The organism is Sphingobacterium sp. G1-14 (assembly GCF_002196555.1).
In the GTDB taxonomy this organism is placed as follows: Bacteria; Bacteroidota; Bacteroidia; order Sphingobacteriales; family Sphingobacteriaceae; genus Sphingobacterium; species Sphingobacterium siyangense.
The window spans coordinates 662129-680806 of the sequence record NZ_CP021381.1; the positions used below are offsets into that span (position 1 = coordinate 662129).

Below are 18678 nucleotides of genomic sequence, written 5' to 3' on the forward strand. Positions count from 1 at the left end.
GCAATTGTAAATAAATTGACCACATATGAAACATTTAATCTGCAGTATAATACTGTTTTCTGTGCTTTCCACAGCGTTCTGCCAAAGTAAAATTTCCTACGGTATAAACGCCGGGTACACAAATGCCGGATCATTGGTATCTAATAAACGAACGCACAGTTATAGCTTCCGAAGCATTTCGGGTGTTACAGCAGGGCTTTTTCTTGAAATACCGCTCGTTGGTGGACTCTCTATTCAGCCTGAAGTAAACTTTACCCAAAATGGTATGGAGGCAAAGCATGCCCTTGAAAATAACTGGACAACATACCGAAGAAATGCGATCGATATTCCATTAAACATAGCTTATAATATTACGGTTGGAGAAGGTCGGATTTATCTTGCTGCTAGTCCCTATTATGGTATACAGATGTCTGTGAATAATAATGATGGAAAATTTTACGATGCAACGACCAATCCTTCAGACTATGGTTTGGGTTTTAACTTAGGTTACAAATGGAATGGGGGCTATGGTTTCTTCATTGGCTCCAATTATGGGATGAAGGATATGAGCGTCAATGAAAATGTAAAACTCTATAACCGTACGTTCAATGTTGGCCTACGATTTGACCTCCATCAGATACTAAAAAAATAGCAATAAATATATCTTTAACGAGAAGCAGCATTCCATCACCTATATCGCCTCAGAAAGTGGCAACTTTTTTGGTATTATATTGGAATTGCTGCTTTTTTGTAAGCTCAAGTTTTATGTTTTCATCTTCAGGCCATTCGTACTGATCGCTGAGATCTGAATTGACCTCTGAAATCTACGCTAATTATTTTCCTTTCTTTCATCTCAGGATGCCTCCTGATCCATCGGAATCGACCTTATTTCATGAGTTTTTCAATTGAATTATATTGTTCAATTGTTAACATATTTTGCGTAAATCAAATTCTTCTCAGTAAATTAGTGCTCAAATCTAAACTAAAACATACTAAAAAATGAAAAAGCCAATTCTCGTTGTCAAATTTGGATCGGCTTCTATTACCACGAAAGAGGGAGAAGTTGATGAACGTATTGTTTTGGAGATCGCTAGGCAGATTGCTTCCTTACAAAAGAAATACAATATTGTCTTGGTCTCTTCAGGTGCTGTTGCTGCCGGTAAACGTTTTCTGCCCAGTTATACGGGAACGTTATCCGAACGAAAGGCCGCCGCGGCAATTGGGAACCCCATATTGATTAATACGTATTCAACTTATTTCCGACCGTTTAAAATTTCATTGGCGCAGAGTTTATGTGAGCGACATCATTTTTCCAATCGAGATCAATTTCTACAATTGAAAAATACGTATGAGGAATTGTGGCGGAACAATGTTATTCCAATCGCAAATGAAAATGATGTGGTGAGTAATAAAGAACTGAAGTTTTCAGATAATGATGAGCTGGCAACCTTGATTGCTGTTGGTTTTGGTGCCGAAAAATTGCTGTTTAGTACTTCCGTCCCCGGTGTGTTGGATGCAAACAACAAGATTATACCGCAAATTGAAACCATCGATCGGGATATCTTAGGTTTGGCAAGGAAGGATAAATCCTCAGTAGGATTGGGGGGAATGACCTCGAAATTGAACTTTGCCCGATTGGCTAATCAAATGGGGATTGCTGTTGTCATTTTTAGTATGCAAACCGAAGAGGCGATCCAAAAAGCGGTTAAGCACGAGACTGGTACATTGTGCCTGGCTCAAAGTAAGAAGATCTCTTCCCGCAAGAAATGGCTTGCGAGTGGAAGTTTGATAAAAGGGGAATTGATGGTTGACCGTGGAGCGGAAGAAGCATTATTGAAACATAAAAGTTTGCTAGCCGTGGGGGTAACCCGTATCGTTGAACATTTTGAAAAAGGAGAAGTGTTAAATATCGTCAATCTAGAAGGCTTAACCGTTGCCGTAGCCCGGGCTAAGATGGATTCATCCGCTTTGTCCCAGACCAGTAAAAAAAATGTAGAAATTGCACATGCAAATGATATCGTATTGTTATGAGTGAATCCATCGTAAAACAACTTCAGGCGGCGGCCAAAGCAAAACAAATTTTGCAACAACTGGCTCCTGATACCAAAATAACTATTTTAAATGCCATCGCAGATGGTCTTGTCGCGCATACTGCGGATATATTACAAGCGAATAAAATTGATTTGGATCGTATGTCTGATGATGACCCCAAAAAGGATCGTCTTCTGCTCAATAGCGATCGTCTAAAAGGCTTGGCTGACAGTGTTAAGCAAATAGCCCAGCTAGCGGACCCAACAGATCAGCTATTACTAAAAAAGATATTGCCGAATGGATTGGAGATCGAGAAAATTACGGTTCCGCTCGGTGTCGTTGGGGTAATCTATGAATCGCGACCCAATGTGACGATAGATGTTGCTGCACTATGTATTCAATCGGGTAACGTTTGTCTATTGCGTGGTGGTTCTGATGCTTTATACACCAACGAAGCGCTGTTGAAAGTGATCCATAATATTTTGGAGCTGCATGGTATCGCAACAACTATTGTGCAACTGTTGCCTGTTGAGAGGAAGCATGTTTCGGAATTATTGGAAGCTACCCAATATGTGGATATTATCATACCACGTGGCTCACAGTCATTGATTGATTATGTCAGGGAGCACGCTAAGGTGCCTGTCATTGAAACAGGAGCGGGAGTATGCCATACGTATGTGGACCGTACAGCAGATTTGGACATGGCAGCTAAAATTGTTGCTAATGCTAAAATTTCCAGGCCATCGGTGTGTAATTCTTTAGATACTGTTTTGGTCGATCGTACTATTGCTCCCGAGTTTCTACAGAAATTGAAAACTTATTTTGAAGATGCTCAGGTGGAAGTTTTTGCGGATCCTACAGCTTATGAGGTACTGCAAGGTGAAAATTATTCAAATTTAAAGCGCGCAGAAGAAGATGATTTTGGAAGAGAATTTTTAGATTTGAAGTGTTCAATAAAGACGGTCTCGAGTTTGGACGAAGCTTTGGAGCATATCGCAAAATATTCTTCCAAACATTCGGAGTGTATTGTTTCTTCCAGTGAACTCCATATCGAACAATTTTTGAACACAGTGGATGCTGCTGCGGTATATGCCAATGCATCAACACGTTTTACAGATGGTGGTGAGTTTGGTTTGGGAGCAGAAATCGGTATCTCGACCCAAAAGTTACATGCCCGCGGACCATTTGCATTAGAAAAATTGGTAACAGAGAAATGGATTGTCCGTGGAAATGGACAGATCAGATAAGCATAGATCATGGGATTAAGTTTTAAAAAAGATGTATTGATGAATTGGATCGAAGAAATTGGTAAATTTCTTCGCATATGGACAGAAGGTCATGATGCCTTTACGGAGCCGACTGATCCAGCAGTGTTTGAAGATGCTTATGAAAAATTCTTCGAAAAGAGCAGGGCCTATTTTTTAAATCTTTCCGAAAGTGAGCTTTCGGCATATCTCAAAACAGATCTTCAAATACAGCAACTACATCCATTGGCTTTAACCTTGTTGTTTGATGGTTTGAATGCTACAGATGGTAATCAGGAGAATTTACTTCGCAAAGCAAAGTTTATTTTGAATCTGGCGATGGCCGAAACGGCGAGCTTTGCCTTTCAGGATTATCAATATCTTGCTATGATCGATAACAAGTTGAAGAGCCTTTAAAGTTAAAAAACTGTCAGTCATGTTATGCCCCCAAAAAGGTTAGACACTTTTTGGAGGCATAACATGACTGACAGCTTAGCGCAGAATCTCGCGGGCGATCACCAGACGTTGGATTTCAGAGGTCCCCTCGTAGATTTGTGTGATTTTTGCGTCGCGCATTAACCTTTCGACATGATATTCTTTTACGTAACCATAGCCACCGTGGATCTGTACAGCTTCTACAGTGTGTTTCATGGCGACTTCCGATGCATATAGTTTGGCCATGGCAGCTTCTTTACCGTAAGGAAGTCCCTGGTCTTTCGTCCAAGCGGCTTTATACGTCAAAAGTCGAGCTGCCTCGATATCGACTTCCATATCGGCCAATTTAAACTGTATGGCCTGATGGTCCGAAATTGGCTTTCCAAAAGTCTTTCGCTCTTTTGAGTAAGCCAAAGCGAGATCATAAGCACCGGCAGCAATTCCTAAGGCCTGTGCTGCAATGCCGATACGACCACCATCGAGTGTTTTCATGGCAAACTTAAATCCGAAGCCATCTTCTCCGATGCGGTTTTCCTTAGGAACCCGGACATCGGAAAATAGAAGTGAATGGGTATCAGAACTGCGGATACCCAATTTGTTTTCCTTCGGACCAATGGTAAATCCCGTCAGTCCTTTTTCAACAATTAATACATTGATTCCTTTGTGGCCTTTTTCAGGATGTGTCTGTGCAATGACAAGATAGATATCGGCATGGCCACCGTTGGTGATCCAATTTTTTGTGCCATTTAGTAGATAGTGATCTCCTTTATCTTCGGCGGTTGTGTGCTGCGAGGAGGCGTCCGAGCCGGCTTCGGGTTCTGATAACGCAAAAGCACCAAGTTTCTCGCCCTTCGCTAAAGGAATCAGGTACTTTTGTTTTTGTTCCTCTGTACCAAAAGCATTGAGTCCATATAATACCAGTGAATTGTGGGCGGATACAATAACGGCCGCAGAGGCATCAATTTTGGCAATTTCTTCGAGAACAAGAACATAGGCCAATGTATCCATGCCAGCTCCACCATAAGCTTCGGGGGTCATGATACCCATAAATCCTAATTCGGCCATCTGCTTGACAAAATCTGTTGGAAATTTTGCGGCTTCATCGCGCTCGATTGCCCCAGCCTTTAGCTCCTGGGCGAATTCCCGCGCTGCGTCGCGGATCATTTTATATTCTTCGCTTAATTCAAAATTCATGGCATTTCAGTTTTTTTGGTTCATCAGTTACCAAGCCGATAACTTATATATCTAATAAGATTTGCTCTCAAAAGGTTTTCTCCCAACTCACAATCGTTTTATGAGATCGGTGTACCACCATACTCAAATATACAAAATATATATTATGCAAGCATAGTAATTTAATAAATTACTTTTTATACTACTTTTGGTAATCATAATAAGTTTTTGGGTAAAATCCTTACTTTCAATTGGATTAGGGTTAGTTTTTTCATCTTAATTTAAAAAATTGAAGAATTACTTGTTTGCTAAATTTAATCTACTATATTTGTAGACTATATGATTTAAACACATTTAAAAAATAAGATTATGAGTTTAAGATTAGGAGATGAAGCGCCAAATTTTAAAGCGCAAACAACCATTGGTGAAATAGACTTTCACGATTATATCAAAGATAGCTGGGTCGTTTTCTTTTCGCACCCATCAGATTATACGCCGGTATGTACAACAGAGTTGGGTCGTACTGCAAAATTGAAATCTGAATTTGACAAAAGAGGTGTGAAGGCCATTGCGCTAAGCGTCGATAATGTAAACGATCACTTGAATTGGATTAAGGATATCAATGAAACGCAAAATACCGAAGTGAATTTCCCGGTTATCGCTGATGAAGATCATCATGTATCCGAATTGTACGAAATGATCCATCCAAATGCGTCCGCAACAGTGACCGTACGTTCCGTATTTATTATTGGCCCTGACAAAAAGATCAAATTGACGTTGACCTATCCAGCATCAACAGGTCGTAATTTTGATGAAATCTTACGGGTCATTGATTCTTTACAGTTAACAGCCAATTATCAAGTGGCTACACCTGCTGACTGGAAGCATGGCGAAGATGTTATTGTTGTTCCAGCGATAAAGACAGAAGATATTCCTGCTAAATTTCCAAAAGGGTTTAAAGAGATCAAACCGTATTTGAGAACTACGCCACAACCTAATCTGTAAGGATTAGGCTTGGTATTAAGGGACAAAAAAAGGCAACGTTGAGAAAACGTTGCCTTTTTTTATAAGTTATAAATGCGTCCTAATAGACTTTAACCATGTAGATATAGTCTTGCATTTTCTTGATTTGTTCTGTTCTTGGTAAGCCTGCCAAGCTATTCTTTTTGTTGATCTTAAGACCAGTAACCAGTGAATCACTTGGGATGTCCGCTAAAGCATTCAAGATTGATTTCGTTTTGATTGCAAAGGCAGCACCATCTATGCCACGTTGTTTTCCGGAAATAATACCAATCACATTACCTCTGCTATCCAATACGGGACCGCCACTGTTACCTGGATTGACAGGTACGGAGATCTGATAAGCAATGGTATCACCAGCATAACCTGTTGATGAACTTAGGTATCCCTGACCATATACTGCTTCGTCACGAGGAAACCCGATCGTATAAATATCTTCGCCAAGATCTGAAGTCGATGTTTTGAATGTGTAAGGTAAGCTTTTAGCTTTCTTAAAGGTCTTATCCGCGATGTATAAAATAGCCAAGTCTTTGCTTGGATCGGTATGTACGATTTGTGCTTTATACGATTCACCTTTGCTATTTTGCAAATAGATCGAATCTGCTCCACTAATGACATGGTAGTTGGTGACAACATAGCCATCTGTTGTCAGCATAAATCCTGTTGCGCCAAACTGGCTTTCGGTACCTTTTACTGATTTTTTGTCATTGATATCCCTGATTGCAGCGTTGTGTGCGTTGACGTTCTTTTTGACATTGTTCATGTCTCTACGTAGCGCGCTGTAATCGGAAGATGCTTTCTCGAGGTTGCTGTAATAACCGCTCAGCCATAATGTGCCAAATACCGCAAATACTGCTACCACTGCAGCCACTAAAGAACTTGCTTTGATACGTTCCCAAAGTGAAATTACCGTTGATTGTTTTATAGGAACCACCTTTGCGGGTTTGTTTTGGGTTTTATGGTATTCTTTTGCTGATTGCGCTAATGCATTTTTGAAATCCAGCCGTTGACTAGTTTCTTTCATATTGGCAACAAATTCTCGGTGTTGTTGTAATTGGGCAGCATAGGAGGGCTGATCAGCACAAAAAGATTCAAATGCAGCTTTTTCTTCGGCCGATAATTCGCCGCGAAGATAGTGATCTGCTAATTCGAAAAATTCTTTTTGATTCATTGTTCCCATGGTGTTACACTAGTTTTAATCTGTTGAAAAAAATATTTTTTTCAGCCGTTGTAGGCATTTATACTTCTGAGTCTTGGCATTATCTGTATTGGTATAACCAAATTTTTCACAGATGTCCTGCATCGAATGGTTTAAGATGTAGAAATCATGTAAGATTGTCTTACAAGGTTCTCCCATTTTCTCTAAGGCAAGCTCCATTTGATCGAACTTTTTTTCAAGTTCTTGATGCTGTTGAAGATCTTCTTCCTCAAATAAGGAATCTTCATAACCTCGAATGTCACTATTGCCAAAACCAGCACGATTGAGTTGCTTAAGCCAAAGCCTTCTGCAAATCGAGTAAAGATATGTTTTTAGTTTGCTGCTGAGCTCAAAGTTCCCTTTGGAAACTTTATCGTAGAGCACAATGACAGCTTCTTGAAAAATATCTTTCGCTTCGTCCTCACTTCCATTGTTTTGCAAGATCATATGGCTTATAGACGGATAGTACCGCTTATAGATAGCATCTATCGCCAAGCTGTTGCCGTCTTTGATGCCTTCAATGATTTGCTCATCATTTTCTAGCAGGACTGATTTACTGAATTTACTCACCTATTAATACCTTAATGCTTAAATTGTAACCCTTTGAAAAATAAAATTCTTCGAAATATTTTCAAACGTAAACTTTTATTTGTTTAAAGCGAAATCTATCCCCAAAAATAAGGCTTATTCCTTGAAACCGAAAGCATTTGTTTTTTATTGAAATCTGCTGCTTTTGGTAGGACATCGTGATTTTTCGCCATCTCTATTTTTTATGTTTTTGCTTTATGTACAATTCTCGAAGGAAGCTCTTATGAAACGATTTTAACGTTCTATATGGGCTTTTATTTTTACTGAGAATTTAGAAAAGGTCATTATATTGTTGTTATACAAAATGTATTGACTTTTCGTGTGAGACGAATGTGGGCTAGGTAAACAGATCGTTATACCGTAAAAAAGGAATTGTCCACACGATTTTATTCTCAGGAGTCTGAACAGTACTTAAGGCCGCTATTTGGAGCCTGGATAAAACAAAAGGATAGACGAAGGAGGATTAAGTCGATACGATTTAAATTCTTGACTATGGGTATTAGTAAACAATGCATTGGGATAGATATCTCAAAAGGGACCTTCACAGCATGTCTGTGTCAACGTTCAGATGATGGAGGATTAGCGTTCTCCAAGGCAATTGATTTTAGTAACGACAGCAAAGGATTCAACCAGTTCCTTCGATGGACGAAAGGAGTCATTGCCAGAGATGCAGCACTTGTTTTTTTGATGGAAGCTACCGGTGTGTATTATGAGAACCTTGCCCACCATCTGCACAAGATTAAGAAAAGGGTTCATGTTGTTCTTCCCAATATGTCGAAACACTATTTTTCAAGCCTCAATATCAAGACCAAAACAGATGCTGTTGATTCCAGAATCTTGAGTCAGTTCGGTGTCGAAAGGATTCATAAAGCATGGACCCCGCCTCCAGCCATATTATTGCAGCTGAGAAATTTGACCAGATACTATGTCCAGCTACAAGAGCAGAAAACTGGATTGGGTAACATCAAACATAGCAAAGACTGTTCGCATGATATCCAAACCTTTATCCTGAAAAGCAATAAAAAACTTATTACTGAGATAGATAAGGAAATTGTCAGATGCCTCAGGGAAATCAACAGGCTGGTAAAGTCGGACGTGGGTCTCCATAAAAAAATTGAGAAGCTTGCAACGATAAAAGGTATCGGAATGATCACCATAGTTACCATTCTTGCTGAAACAATGGGGTTTGAAGAGTTTGGTAGCGCCAAACAACTTGTCAGCTATGCCGGCTATGATGTGGTTCAACGGGAATCTGGAACATCGGTCAAAGGAAAAACCAGGATATCAAAGAAAGGGAATAGATATATCAGAAATGCGCTGTATTTCCCGGCTATGGTAGCCTGCAGATATAATTCTGTGTTAAAGGATGCTTATACGAGAATTATCCTGAAAAAGCCGTCAAAAATGGTCGGACAGGTTGCTGTACAGAGAAAATTATTAATCTTAATGTATACACTTTGGAAAAATGACACCGTGTTTATAGAAAATTATAAAGTAAGTAGTCCCGATCCGAAAACCGAGACTACACTAGATAGTTCAGAACCTGAACTTCTTTAGATTACAAAAATACTTTTTTGTCTAAATATTTGGAATTTAAAACAGTACCTTTTTTTGTATCGAAAAAGTTTCGCAATCGAGTGCTTTAATAATCTGCTTGTTATTACTGCAAAATGAAGTTACATTTGGTTTCCTGGACTAAATTGCTTAATTACATTATGTTAAGAAACTCTGTTATTTTTTCAACGATTCTAGCCTCATTGCTGTCGCTGGACACTACTGTTGCGATAGGGCAAACGATTACGCCATCTATCGACGGTTTCCAGTATGGAGCTGCAATGGCTCCAAAAGGGAATGAATGGGAATCGCCTCAATTATTATCACTTAATAAGGAGTTGCCACATGCTTCGTTCTTCTCCTTTCAGAACGTAGAAAGTGCGAGAAAAGTACTTCCCGAGCACAGTAACTATTGGCTTTCGCTCAATGGATCCTGGAAGTTTAACTGGGTAAAGACTCCGGAAGAGCGACCAAAGGGCTTTTATGATCCTAGTTATAATGTTGGAGCCTGGGAATCTGTTCCAGTCCCGATGAGCTGGAATATTTATGGTATACAGAAGGATGGAAGCCTAAAATATGGTGTACCTATTTACACGAACCAACGTGTGATCTTTCATCATCAAGTAAAGGTCGATGATTGGCGCGGTGGAGTCATGCGAACACCGGCCCAAGATTGGACAACTTATGTCTACCGTAATGAAGTGGGATCGTACCGACGCAATTTTACCGTACCTACTGATTGGGACGGTCGTGAGGTATTTATCAATTTTGATGGTGTAGACTCCTTTTTCTACCTGTGGATAAATGGCAAATATGTCGGATTTTCAAAAAATTCAAGGAACGTCGCATCTTTCAATATCTCACCTTACTTAAAAAAGGGTGCTGAAAATGTGTTGGCAGTTGAAGTTTACCGCAGTTCAGATGCTTCCTTTTTGGAAGATCAGGATATGTTTAGATTGCCCGGGATATTTCGGGATGTTTCCCTGACTTCAACGCCAAAAGTTCAGATTCGCGATCTAGCGGCTATTCCAGACTTGGACAGCAAGTATGAAAATGGTTCGTTGAAAATTACGAGTACTGTACGCAATCTAGGAAATAAGAAAGCTGAAGGGTATAAAGTTGTTTATTCACTTTATAAAAATAAGCTATACAGTGACGAGAATACCCTTGTTGACCAGACAGAAGCTTCATCAGCTGTGCCAGCCCTGGATGGTCAGGTTTCCAATAGCATCGCAGCAACGTTGAACGTTAAAAATCCAGATAAATGGTCTGCCGAATTACCATATCGGTATACTTTGGTCGCTGAATTGAAGGATAAAAAGAACAAAACGATAGAGACTATTTCTACCTACGTTGGATTTAGAAAGGTTGAGATTAAAGACACCAAGGCTGCTGATGATGAATTTGGCTTGGCCGGACGTTATTATTATGTCAATGGCAAGACGGTGAAACTGAAAGGTGTCAACCGTCATGAGACCAATCCTGAGCATGGTAAAGTAGTGACCAGAGAACAGATGGAAGCTGAGGTGAAATTGATGAAACGGGCGAATATCAACCATGTACGGAATTCGCACTATCCAGAACCTGCTTATTGGTATTATTTATGCGATAAATATGGAATTTATCTCGAGGATGAAGCCAATATTGAGAGCCATGAATATTATTATGGCAAAGAGTCTCTTTCTCATGTTCCTGAATGGAAAAATGCCCATGTGGCCCGTAATATCGAGATGGTGCATTCGACCATCAATCATCCGGCAGTGGTTATTTGGTCTCTAGGAAACGAAGCCGGTCCGGGTGATAATTTCGTGGCCGCCTATCAGGCGATTAAAAAAATTGATACGTCACGACCTGTTCAATACGAGCGTAACAATACAATCGTTGATATGGGGTCCAACCAATATCCTTCGATAGACTGGGTAAGAGGAGCTGTAAAAGGTACCTACAAATTGAAATATCCATTTCATATTTCGGAATATTCACATTCTATGGGGAATGCCGTTGGTAACCTAATAGATTATTGGGAAGCCATCGAATCGACCAACTTTTTTATGGGCGGTGCCATCTGGGACTGGATTGATCAGGCCATGTATTATTATGATAAAAAGACCGGCGAACGCTTTCTTGCCTATGGTGGCGACTTTGGAGACAAACCCAATGATGGAACCTTTGTCAATAACGGATTGATCTTTGCCGATATGAAACCTAAGCCACAGTATTATGAGGTAAAGAAAGTGTACCAAAATGCGGGTGTAAAAGCTGTTGATATTCAACAAGGGAAAATTGAACTTTTCAATAAAAATTATTTTAAAGATCTATCCGATTATCAGGTTCAATGGTCGCTATATAAAAATGGGGTAGAGGTGAAAAATAGCACGGGTACAATCAATGCAACAGATTTGCCCGAGGCGCGCCAACGCAAGCAGCTTGTATTGCCGATAAATTATGCGCAGTTGGATGCGGGATCGGAGTATTTTGTAAAAGTACAGTTTATTCTCAATACGGATCGACCTTGGGCAGCCAAAGGTTTTGTACAAATGGAGGAACAACTGTTTGTCAAAGCGGCTGAAAATAAACCGTTGATTTCATCTGTTGCACAAGGAGCGGCTCCGTTGCTTTCCAAAGAAGGTGATTTGCAGGTGGTCAAGGGAGATCAGTTTATCGTTAAGTTTGACAATAGAACTGGCTCGATATATAATCTAAACTATGCCGGTAAACAAGTTATCCGCGATGGTGAAGGTCCTAAATTGGATGCACTACGTGCTCCGGTGGACAATGACAACTGGGCTTACCAACAATGGTTTGAAAAAGGATTGCATAACCTGAAACATAAGGTTTTGTCTTCAAATAGCTATACCAAGAAGGATGGAACAGTTGTATTGGCGTTTACGATTGAATCGCAAGCACCTTATGGCGCATCACTGTTAGGTGGAACTTCTGGAACGTATACCCTTAAAGAACATACGGATAAGCCTTTTGGTAAGGATGATTTTAAATTTACAAGCAATCAGATCTGGACAATCTATAAGGATGGCTCTATTGAATTGTCGTCAAGTATTACATCCAATAATGCGAGTGTGGTCTTAGCTCGATTGGGCTATTCTTTGCAATTACCGACCGAGTTTGGCAATTATAGTTACTATGGACGTGGACCGATCAACAATTATGCTGACCGGAAGACTGCTCAATTTATTGAATTGCACAAAAGTACTGTAAAAGACCAGTTTGTGCCATGGCCTAATCCGCAAAATATGAGCAACAATGAAGAGGTGCGTTGGACAGCATTAACCAACAATAATGGTCAAGGAGCTATCTTTGTTGCAAAAAATCATTTAGCAACTTCCGCTTTGGAATATAGTGAGCTCGAACTGACATTTGCGCCGCACCCTTATCAATTGCCAAAAAGTTCGGGTGTACATCTACATCTAGATGCTGCGGTAACAGGATTGGGCGGTAACAGCTGTGGACAAGGTCCGCCGTTGGAAAAAGACCGTGTGAAAGCGGTGCCAACGTCTATGGGTTTTATTATCCGTCCGATTCAGCACAATGATATGATGGCAAAGGCTCAGGTAGCGGCTGCCGGTGATGCGCCAATTTCTTTGGCAAGAAGTTCTAACGGTGAAGTTTCTATTTTATCAGGTAATAAGAATGAACCTGTTGTATACAGTTTGAATAATGCGAAAGCAAGTGTCTACAATGCGCCTTTTGATTTACGTACTGGTGGTACCGTGACTGCTTGGTATCAGCATAATGAGAAATTAAAGGTAACACAGCAATACTCAAAAATCGAAACTATTCCAATGGAAGTGGTGTTTGCTTCAAGCCAAGAGACTGGCGAAGGAGATGCTAAGAACCTACTGGATGGGGATCCTTCCTCGATTTGGCATACGATGTATTCGGTTACCGTAGCACAGTACCCACATTGGGTTGATTTTGATGCTGGAAGTAGCAAAACAATTAAAGGCTTCACTTTTCTACCAAGACAGGATGGACCGAATGGTGATATCAAGGATTATAAGATTCAGGTGAGTAAAGATGGGAAGAACTGGGAAGATGTGATGTCCGGATCTTTTGAACGGAATAAAAAATTAAAAACTGTTCGATTCGAAAAGCCTGTGAAAGGACGTTATATCCGCTTTACTGGACTTAATTCCCAACGTGGTGACGATTATGCGTCGGGAGCTGAATTTGCTGTTATAGCTGAATAATTTGCTTTATATCGCATATTGAGCCAGCACCTGTCACAGGTGCTGGCTTTTTTGTTAGCGACCCTATGCTATGTTTAAATAGTGGTTGAAAAGGGTGATTGACCGTCTTGCCTAAACCGGTAAGGTAGAATCTTGCGCGATAATTTTGCAAACATATTACAAAGAATGTTCGCGCACTTCTGTATTTTTAGGCCAGTTTAAACCGAGGCTATCTGAACAGTATGGAAATAAATAAACTTGATAACGCGCCCTTTACGGCGTATCAAAAACTTGTGGTGTTTTTATTGGCCATGACGCAATTTACGGTTGTGCTTGATTTTATGGTGATGTCACCGATGGGGGATATCCTGATGAAAGCCATAGATCTCAAACCGGCTCAATTTGGTATTGCGGTTTCGGCCTATGCCTTTAGTGCCGGTGCTTCGGGGCTGCTGACCGCGGGCTTTGCCGATCGTTTTGATCGGAAGAAACTGCTGTTATTTTTCTATTCTGGCTTTATTATCGGAACCTTCTGCTGCAGTTTTGCCAACGATTACTGGACTTTGGTTGCTGCACGAATCGTCACCGGGCTGTTTGGCGGCGTTATCGGCTCGATTTCTATGGCTATTATCACCGATATCTTTACGCTCCAACAGCGCGGACGTGTGATGGGCTTTGTGCAGATGGGCTTCGGTGCAAGTCAGGTCCTGGGGATTCCCATAGGATTATATATTGCAAATAATTGGGGTTGGCATAGTGCCTTCTTGTGGATTGCAGTGATGGCTTTGATTATTGTCGTTATTATAGCGGTCAAACTCATTCCTATTACGGCGCATATAGGTCTTCAGAAACATCAATCTGCGTTAAAGCATCTTTGGTTGACTTTTTCACAGCGAGAATACCGCGTCGGCTTTATGGCAACAGCTTTGCTCTCAATTGGAGGTTATATGATGATGCCTTTTGGAAGTGCTTTTGCAGTCAATAATCTACAGGTAAGTCACGAACAGCTGCCGATGTTGTTTATGATTTCAGGTATTGCTTCATTGATTATTATGCCTATTGTAGGGAAATTGAGTGACCGTTACGATAAGTTTAAGATTTTTGCTTTCGCTTCCCTTTGGCTTATGGTTGTCGTATTTATCTACACGAACCTAGGTGTTACGCCATTTTATATCGTTGTTATCTTAAACATTTTAATGATGGCAGGCATTTTAAGTCGGATGACGCCATCTTCGGCTTTGATCACTGCTGTTCCCGAGATGAAAGATCGGGGCGCATTTATGAGTATCAGTTCTTCGTTGCAACAGCTGGCAGGTGGTGTTGCTGCTTCATTGGCAGGTGTAATCATTGTCCAAGAAACAAAAGAAAGCCCCTTGGAACATTACCCGACATTGGGGATGATTGTTATTCTACTTTCCATTGTCGGTATTTTTATGATCTATCGGGTAAGTAGTATGATCAAAAAACGGCGCGCTGTTTCTTAAAACAAAATTGCCTTTATCGTTATTAGTTCTTAAAATATGAATTGTTAAAGAGAGATGGAATTATGGAAAAAATAGTTAGATATCCACATCCAAATGGAGAGATAACCGTCCTTTGGATACCGGAACGCTGTGTACATGCTGCAGTTTGTGTAAAGAGTCTGCCGAATGTGTATCATCCGAAAGATAAGCCCTGGGTCACGGCCCAAAATGCGAGTACGGCCGAATTGATTGAACAGATCAAGCACTGTCCTTCGGGAGCTCTTCAGTACGAATTAAAAAAATAATAGCTGTTGTATTGTTAAGGCAAAAAAAAAGCATCATTTATAATTAAATGATGCTTTTTTTGTTGGCGGTCTGGACGGGACTCGAACCCGCGACCCCATGCGTGACAGGCATGTATTCTAACCAGCTGAACTACCAGACCAACAATTGTGTTTTTAAAATTTTAGCGGTCTGGACGGGACTCGAACCCGCGACCCCATGCGTGACAGGCATGTATTCTAACCAGCTGAACTACCAGACCTAAAATCTTAAGGATTGTTTTTAATAATTTTTGGCGGTCTGGACGGGACTCGAACCCGCGACCCCATGCGTGACAGGCATGTATTCTAACCAGCTGAACTACCAGACCTAAAAATCTTAAAAACTTATTTTGTTAAAGAACGTATGAGATTTCTCTCTCTTTTGAAGCGGTCTGGACGGGACTCGAACCCGCGACCCCATGCGTGACAGGCATGTATTCTAACCAGCTGAACTACCAGACCTCAACCCTTCTCCTCAGAAGGTGTGCAAATATAGCGTTTGTTTACGTATCTGCAAAGATTTTTTGAAAAAAAACTAATCTACTTGGCCATCTTTCATCTTCTCTGCATTCTCAGCAAACTGCAATGCATCGATAATTCCTTGAATATCACCGTCCATAATTGCCGGTAAGTTGTACATCGTCATTCCAATACGGTGCTCCGTTACGCGACCTTGAGGGTAGTTATATGTGCGAATTTTTGCCGAACGGTCTCCTGTAGAAACCAAAGTTTTTCTTTTTGCAGCGATGTCGCCGTTCTTTTTGTTCAACTCGAGCTCATAAAGTTTGTTCCGCAACATCTCCATCGCTAACTCACGGTTGGCTAATTGGGAACGTTCTACCTGACAAACAACAACGATACCCGTCGGTTTATGCGTCAACTGTACCTTTGTTTCGACCTTGTTGACGTTCTGTCCACCAGCACCACCTGAACGGGATGTCTGTAATTCTATATCACCAGGATTCACTTCAACATCGACTTCCTCAGCTTCTGGTAACACAGCTACTGAAGCTGCGGAGGTATGTACACGGCCTTGAGTTTCGGTATCTGGAACGCGTTGTACACGATGTACTCCTGATTCGTATTTCAATTGTCCGTAAACGTCTTCACCGATAACTTTTAAAATCACCTCCTTGTAACCGCCAGAGGTTCCTTCGGTAACGTCCATTACTTCGTTGCGCCAGCCTTTGGTTTCGAAATAACGTGTGTACATGCGGTAAAGGTCACCCGCAAATAAGGCTGCTTCATCACCACCTGATCCACCACGAATTTCGATAATGGCATTTTTCGCATCTTCAGGATCCTTCGGAATAAGCATTAGGCGAATTTCTTCTTCTTTTTCTTCTTTTGCTACGTATAAAAGATCCAATTCCTCTTTGGCCATCTCACGAAGTTCTTGATCCTTCTCGTTCATGATGATGTCCTTATTGGTATCAATATTACTCACCATATTTTTGTAAATATGGTATTGGTCCACAATTTTGCCCAAATCTTTGTACTCTTTATTCAATTTGGCAAAACGTTTCATATCTTGCATGGTATCAGGGTTGCTCAATTCAGCTTCCACTTCTTCCCATCTTTCTTTTATCGCTTGTAATTTGTCTAACATATATCAAAAATGCTTCTTCTAGGAATGTATGACCTAGATTACTATTGAGTGTACAAAAGTAAGGAAATTTTGTTGCTTTTAAACAACCTAGCCTGCTATTAATGAGAGGAAACTGCTTTTAGTCCTACGATGGAAGCAATCAGCGTGAAAATAAAGAATATGCGCCAGAAATCTGCTGGCTCCTTAAAGAAGAAGATCCCCATTAAAACAGTACCTACCGCACCTATTCCGGTCCAAACAGCATAAGCGGTGCCCAAGGGAAGTGTCTGTGTGGCTTTGATCAATAAGCCCATACTTGCAAATAGGAATACAACAAAGGCACCATACCAGAACCATTGCCCATTCCCGGTTGCATCCTTGGCTTTACCCAAACACGTGGTGAAACCAATTTCACATAATCCGCCCAATATTAAAAATATCCAGTTCATATCGTTTTCTATTTTTTATTTTGGTACAAAGTTCCAGCTTTTGGCCGATAATAATTTTTACAAATGTTAAAAATTTGTGTGAATAGTTGCGCGAATCCGACTTAAGGTAACTTGACTGACGCCGAGATAGGAGGCGATGTAACCAAGTTTGATCCGCTGGATATATTGGGGGTATTTTTGAAGTAACTCGGCATAGCGCTCTTGGGCAGTATTAAAGAGCTTGGACATGGTTCGTTGTTCGGCCTTGATGAATTCAAGTTCAGCCATCTTTCTTCCCCAGTTTGCAATGGCAATATCACTTTCGTAGAGGTCAAAAAGTTGCTTTTGGTCTATCTGATAAACAACACTATCCTCCAAAAGGTCTATGTTTTCATAACCTGGGGTATCATGGACATAACTATTCATGGATATGAGTGTTCCACCGGGTGAAACAAAATCCAGGGTAATCTGGCGGTTGGCCGTCTCGTAGTAAACGCGGGCTAATCCTGAAGCCAGAAAATAGATGTCTTTTTGAATTTTGTCCTGTTCGATCAACAGGCTATTTCTTTTCGCCGTAATTTTCTTACTCACCTGCTCCAATTTTGCAGCACTTTCAGGCGTTAAAAAGTGATAACCGTTCAGGCAATCGGATAAAGAAATTAGGATTTGCTCGCCCATTTTTCCAAACGTAAAGTTTCACCATCCCAAACTGCATAGGTATGGTAATTGATCCATTCCCCTAAATTTAGAATACGACTATTGGCGTTCAGCTCAACATCATAGGGAAGATGTCTATGGCCAAAGATATAGTAGTCGTGATGTTGGGTTGACTCCAGTTCCTTTGCATAACCGATCAACCATTCTTTGTCTTCGCCCAGAAACTTTTCGTCCTCATTATTCGAAAGCCTGCTATGTTTGGACCAACGTGTCGCGATTCCGATTCCGAGATTTGGGTGCAACCGTGCAAATAGCCATTGACAGAGACGGCTCCGAAATACTTTCTTGAGTATCTTGTATTTGTAATCTCCCGAACCTAAACCATCGCCGTGGTGAATGTAAAAATGTTTTCCGTTGAGATGTAACTCCAGCTCATTGTCGATGATGCGTACATTTAATTCCTTTTTGAGGTAATCAAACATCCACATATCGTGGTTGCCTTTAAATAAAGTAATGGGAATGCCGAGATCTGCAATTTCGGCTAATTTACCCAAAAAGCGGATATAGCCTTTTGGGACAACAGTCGCATATTCAAACCAGAAATCAAAAATATCACCAACAAGATAGAGCTGTGCAGCATCTGTTTTGATCTGGTCCAGCCACTGTATAATTTGCAGCTCCCTTTCCCGTGAACGTTCCAAGGGGTAAGATCCAAGATGAAAGTCGGAGGCAAAATAAATTTTTGTTCTTGTTGACATGTGGCCAAAACTAAAAAAAATGGAGGCGAATACAAAATTCGCCTCCACAATA

The 18678-nt window shown here is 40.7% G+C and carries 16 protein-coding genes and 4 tRNA genes; 9 read left to right on the plus strand and 11 right to left on the minus strand.

Annotation, left to right across the window (positions count from 1 at the left end):
• The first annotated feature begins 25 nt into the window (after window positions 1–25).
• From CBM24_RS02930 to CBM24_RS02945, 4 genes are all read left to right on the plus strand, one after another.
• Entirely contained in the window at window positions 26–631 is a 606-nt protein-coding gene (locus CBM24_RS02930) for a porin family protein (RefSeq protein WP_075990955.1), read from the plus strand.
• A 347-nt stretch (window positions 632–978) separates the two neighbouring features.
• Window positions 979–2010 (plus strand): glutamate 5-kinase, encoded by a 1032-nt coding sequence (proB, locus tag CBM24_RS02935; protein WP_046672306.1) that lies wholly within the window; start codon window positions 979–981, stop codon window positions 2008–2010.
• On the plus strand, window positions 2007–3257 hold the full coding sequence (locus CBM24_RS02940) for a glutamate-5-semialdehyde dehydrogenase (protein WP_088160150.1): 1251 nt from the start codon (window positions 2007–2009) through the stop codon (window positions 3255–3257). The genes proB and CBM24_RS02940 overlap by 4 nt, the downstream gene beginning before the upstream one ends.
• A gap of 39 nt (window positions 3258–3296) precedes the next feature.
• Entirely contained in the window at window positions 3297–3671 is a 375-nt protein-coding gene (locus CBM24_RS02945; protein WP_232475671.1) for a hypothetical protein, read from the plus strand.
• Between the two features lie 75 nt (window positions 3672–3746).
• Here CBM24_RS02945 and CBM24_RS02950 read toward each other — a convergent pair whose 3' ends face one another.
• Window positions 3747–4883, minus strand: a complete 1137-nt coding sequence (locus tag CBM24_RS02950; protein WP_088160151.1) for an acyl-CoA dehydrogenase — start codon at window positions 4881–4883, stop codon at window positions 3747–3749.
• A gap of 348 nt (window positions 4884–5231) precedes the next feature.
• On the opposite strand from CBM24_RS02950, the gene CBM24_RS02955 reads away from it, so the two are divergent.
• Window positions 5232–5867 (plus strand): peroxiredoxin, encoded by a 636-nt coding sequence (locus CBM24_RS02955; protein WP_088160152.1) that lies wholly within the window; start codon window positions 5232–5234, stop codon window positions 5865–5867.
• Window positions 5868–5946: 79 nt separating this feature from the next.
• On the opposite strand, the gene CBM24_RS02960 is transcribed toward CBM24_RS02955, so the two are convergent.
• Together CBM24_RS02960 and CBM24_RS02965 are read right to left on the minus strand one after the other, a co-directional pair.
• Window positions 5947–7053, minus strand: a complete 1107-nt coding sequence (locus CBM24_RS02960; RefSeq protein ID WP_232475672.1) for a serine protease — start codon at window positions 7051–7053, stop codon at window positions 5947–5949.
• A gap of 24 nt (window positions 7054–7077) precedes the next feature.
• Window positions 7078–7650: an RNA polymerase sigma factor gene (locus tag CBM24_RS02965; protein WP_075990961.1), complete on the minus strand. Its 573-nt coding sequence runs from the start codon at window positions 7648–7650 to the stop codon at window positions 7078–7080.
• Between the two features lie 510 nt (window positions 7651–8160).
• On the opposite strand from CBM24_RS02965, the gene CBM24_RS02970 reads away from it, so the two are divergent.
• The 4 genes from CBM24_RS02970 to CBM24_RS02985 all read left to right on the plus strand — a co-directional run bounded on the left by CBM24_RS02970 (window position 8161) and on the right by CBM24_RS02985 (window position 15177).
• Complete coding sequence (locus CBM24_RS02970) at window positions 8161–9225, plus strand: IS110 family transposase (RefSeq protein WP_088160153.1); 1065 nt, start codon at window positions 8161–8163, stop codon at window positions 9223–9225.
• 158 nt (window positions 9226–9383) lie between these two features.
• The gene (locus CBM24_RS02975) at window positions 9384–13430 is read left to right on the plus strand and encodes a glycoside hydrolase family 2 TIM barrel-domain containing protein (RefSeq protein WP_088163436.1); all 4047 of its coding nucleotides are present in this window, start codon (window positions 9384–9386) and stop codon (window positions 13428–13430) included.
• A 221-nt stretch (window positions 13431–13651) separates the two neighbouring features.
• Window positions 13652–14893, plus strand: coding sequence for an MFS transporter (locus CBM24_RS02980; RefSeq protein ID WP_088160154.1), 1242 nt, complete (start codon window positions 13652–13654; stop codon window positions 14891–14893).
• 62 nt (window positions 14894–14955) lie between these two features.
• A complete protein-coding gene (locus tag CBM24_RS02985) occupies window positions 14956–15177 on the plus strand; it encodes a (4Fe-4S)-binding protein (RefSeq protein WP_088160155.1) in 222 nt (73 codons plus the stop codon).
• Window positions 15178–15240: 63 nt separating this feature from the next.
• Here the strand turns inward: CBM24_RS02985 and CBM24_RS02990 are convergent.
• From CBM24_RS02990 to CBM24_RS03025, 8 genes are all read right to left on the minus strand, one after another.
• Window positions 15241–15317: transfer RNA gene (locus CBM24_RS02990), tRNA-Asp, on the minus strand.
• A 25-nt stretch (window positions 15318–15342) separates the two neighbouring features.
• Window positions 15343–15416 (minus strand) — tRNA-Asp (locus CBM24_RS02995).
• Window positions 15417–15447: 31 nt separating this feature from the next.
• Window positions 15448–15524: transfer RNA gene (locus tag CBM24_RS03000), tRNA-Asp, on the minus strand.
• Between the two features lie 59 nt (window positions 15525–15583).
• Window positions 15584–15657, minus strand: a tRNA-Asp gene (locus CBM24_RS03005).
• 73 nt (window positions 15658–15730) lie between these two features.
• Window positions 15731–16804 (minus strand): peptide chain release factor 1, encoded by a 1074-nt coding sequence (gene prfA, locus CBM24_RS03010; protein WP_088160156.1) that lies wholly within the window; start codon window positions 16802–16804, stop codon window positions 15731–15733.
• A gap of 98 nt (window positions 16805–16902) precedes the next feature.
• The gene (locus CBM24_RS03015; RefSeq protein WP_075990964.1) at window positions 16903–17232 is read right to left on the minus strand and encodes a DMT family transporter; all 330 of its coding nucleotides are present in this window, start codon (window positions 17230–17232) and stop codon (window positions 16903–16905) included.
• 66 nt (window positions 17233–17298) lie between these two features.
• The gene (locus CBM24_RS03020; protein ID WP_088160157.1) at window positions 17299–17889 is read right to left on the minus strand and encodes a Crp/Fnr family transcriptional regulator; all 591 of its coding nucleotides are present in this window, start codon (window positions 17887–17889) and stop codon (window positions 17299–17301) included.
• Window positions 17871–18626 carry a UDP-2,3-diacylglucosamine diphosphatase gene (locus CBM24_RS03025; protein WP_088160158.1) on the minus strand — a complete coding sequence of 252 codons (756 nt, stop codon included), beginning with the start codon at window positions 18624–18626 and terminating at the stop codon, window positions 17871–17873. The genes CBM24_RS03020 and CBM24_RS03025 overlap by 19 nt, the downstream gene beginning before the upstream one ends.
• Between the last annotated feature and the right edge of the window lie 52 nt (window positions 18627–18678).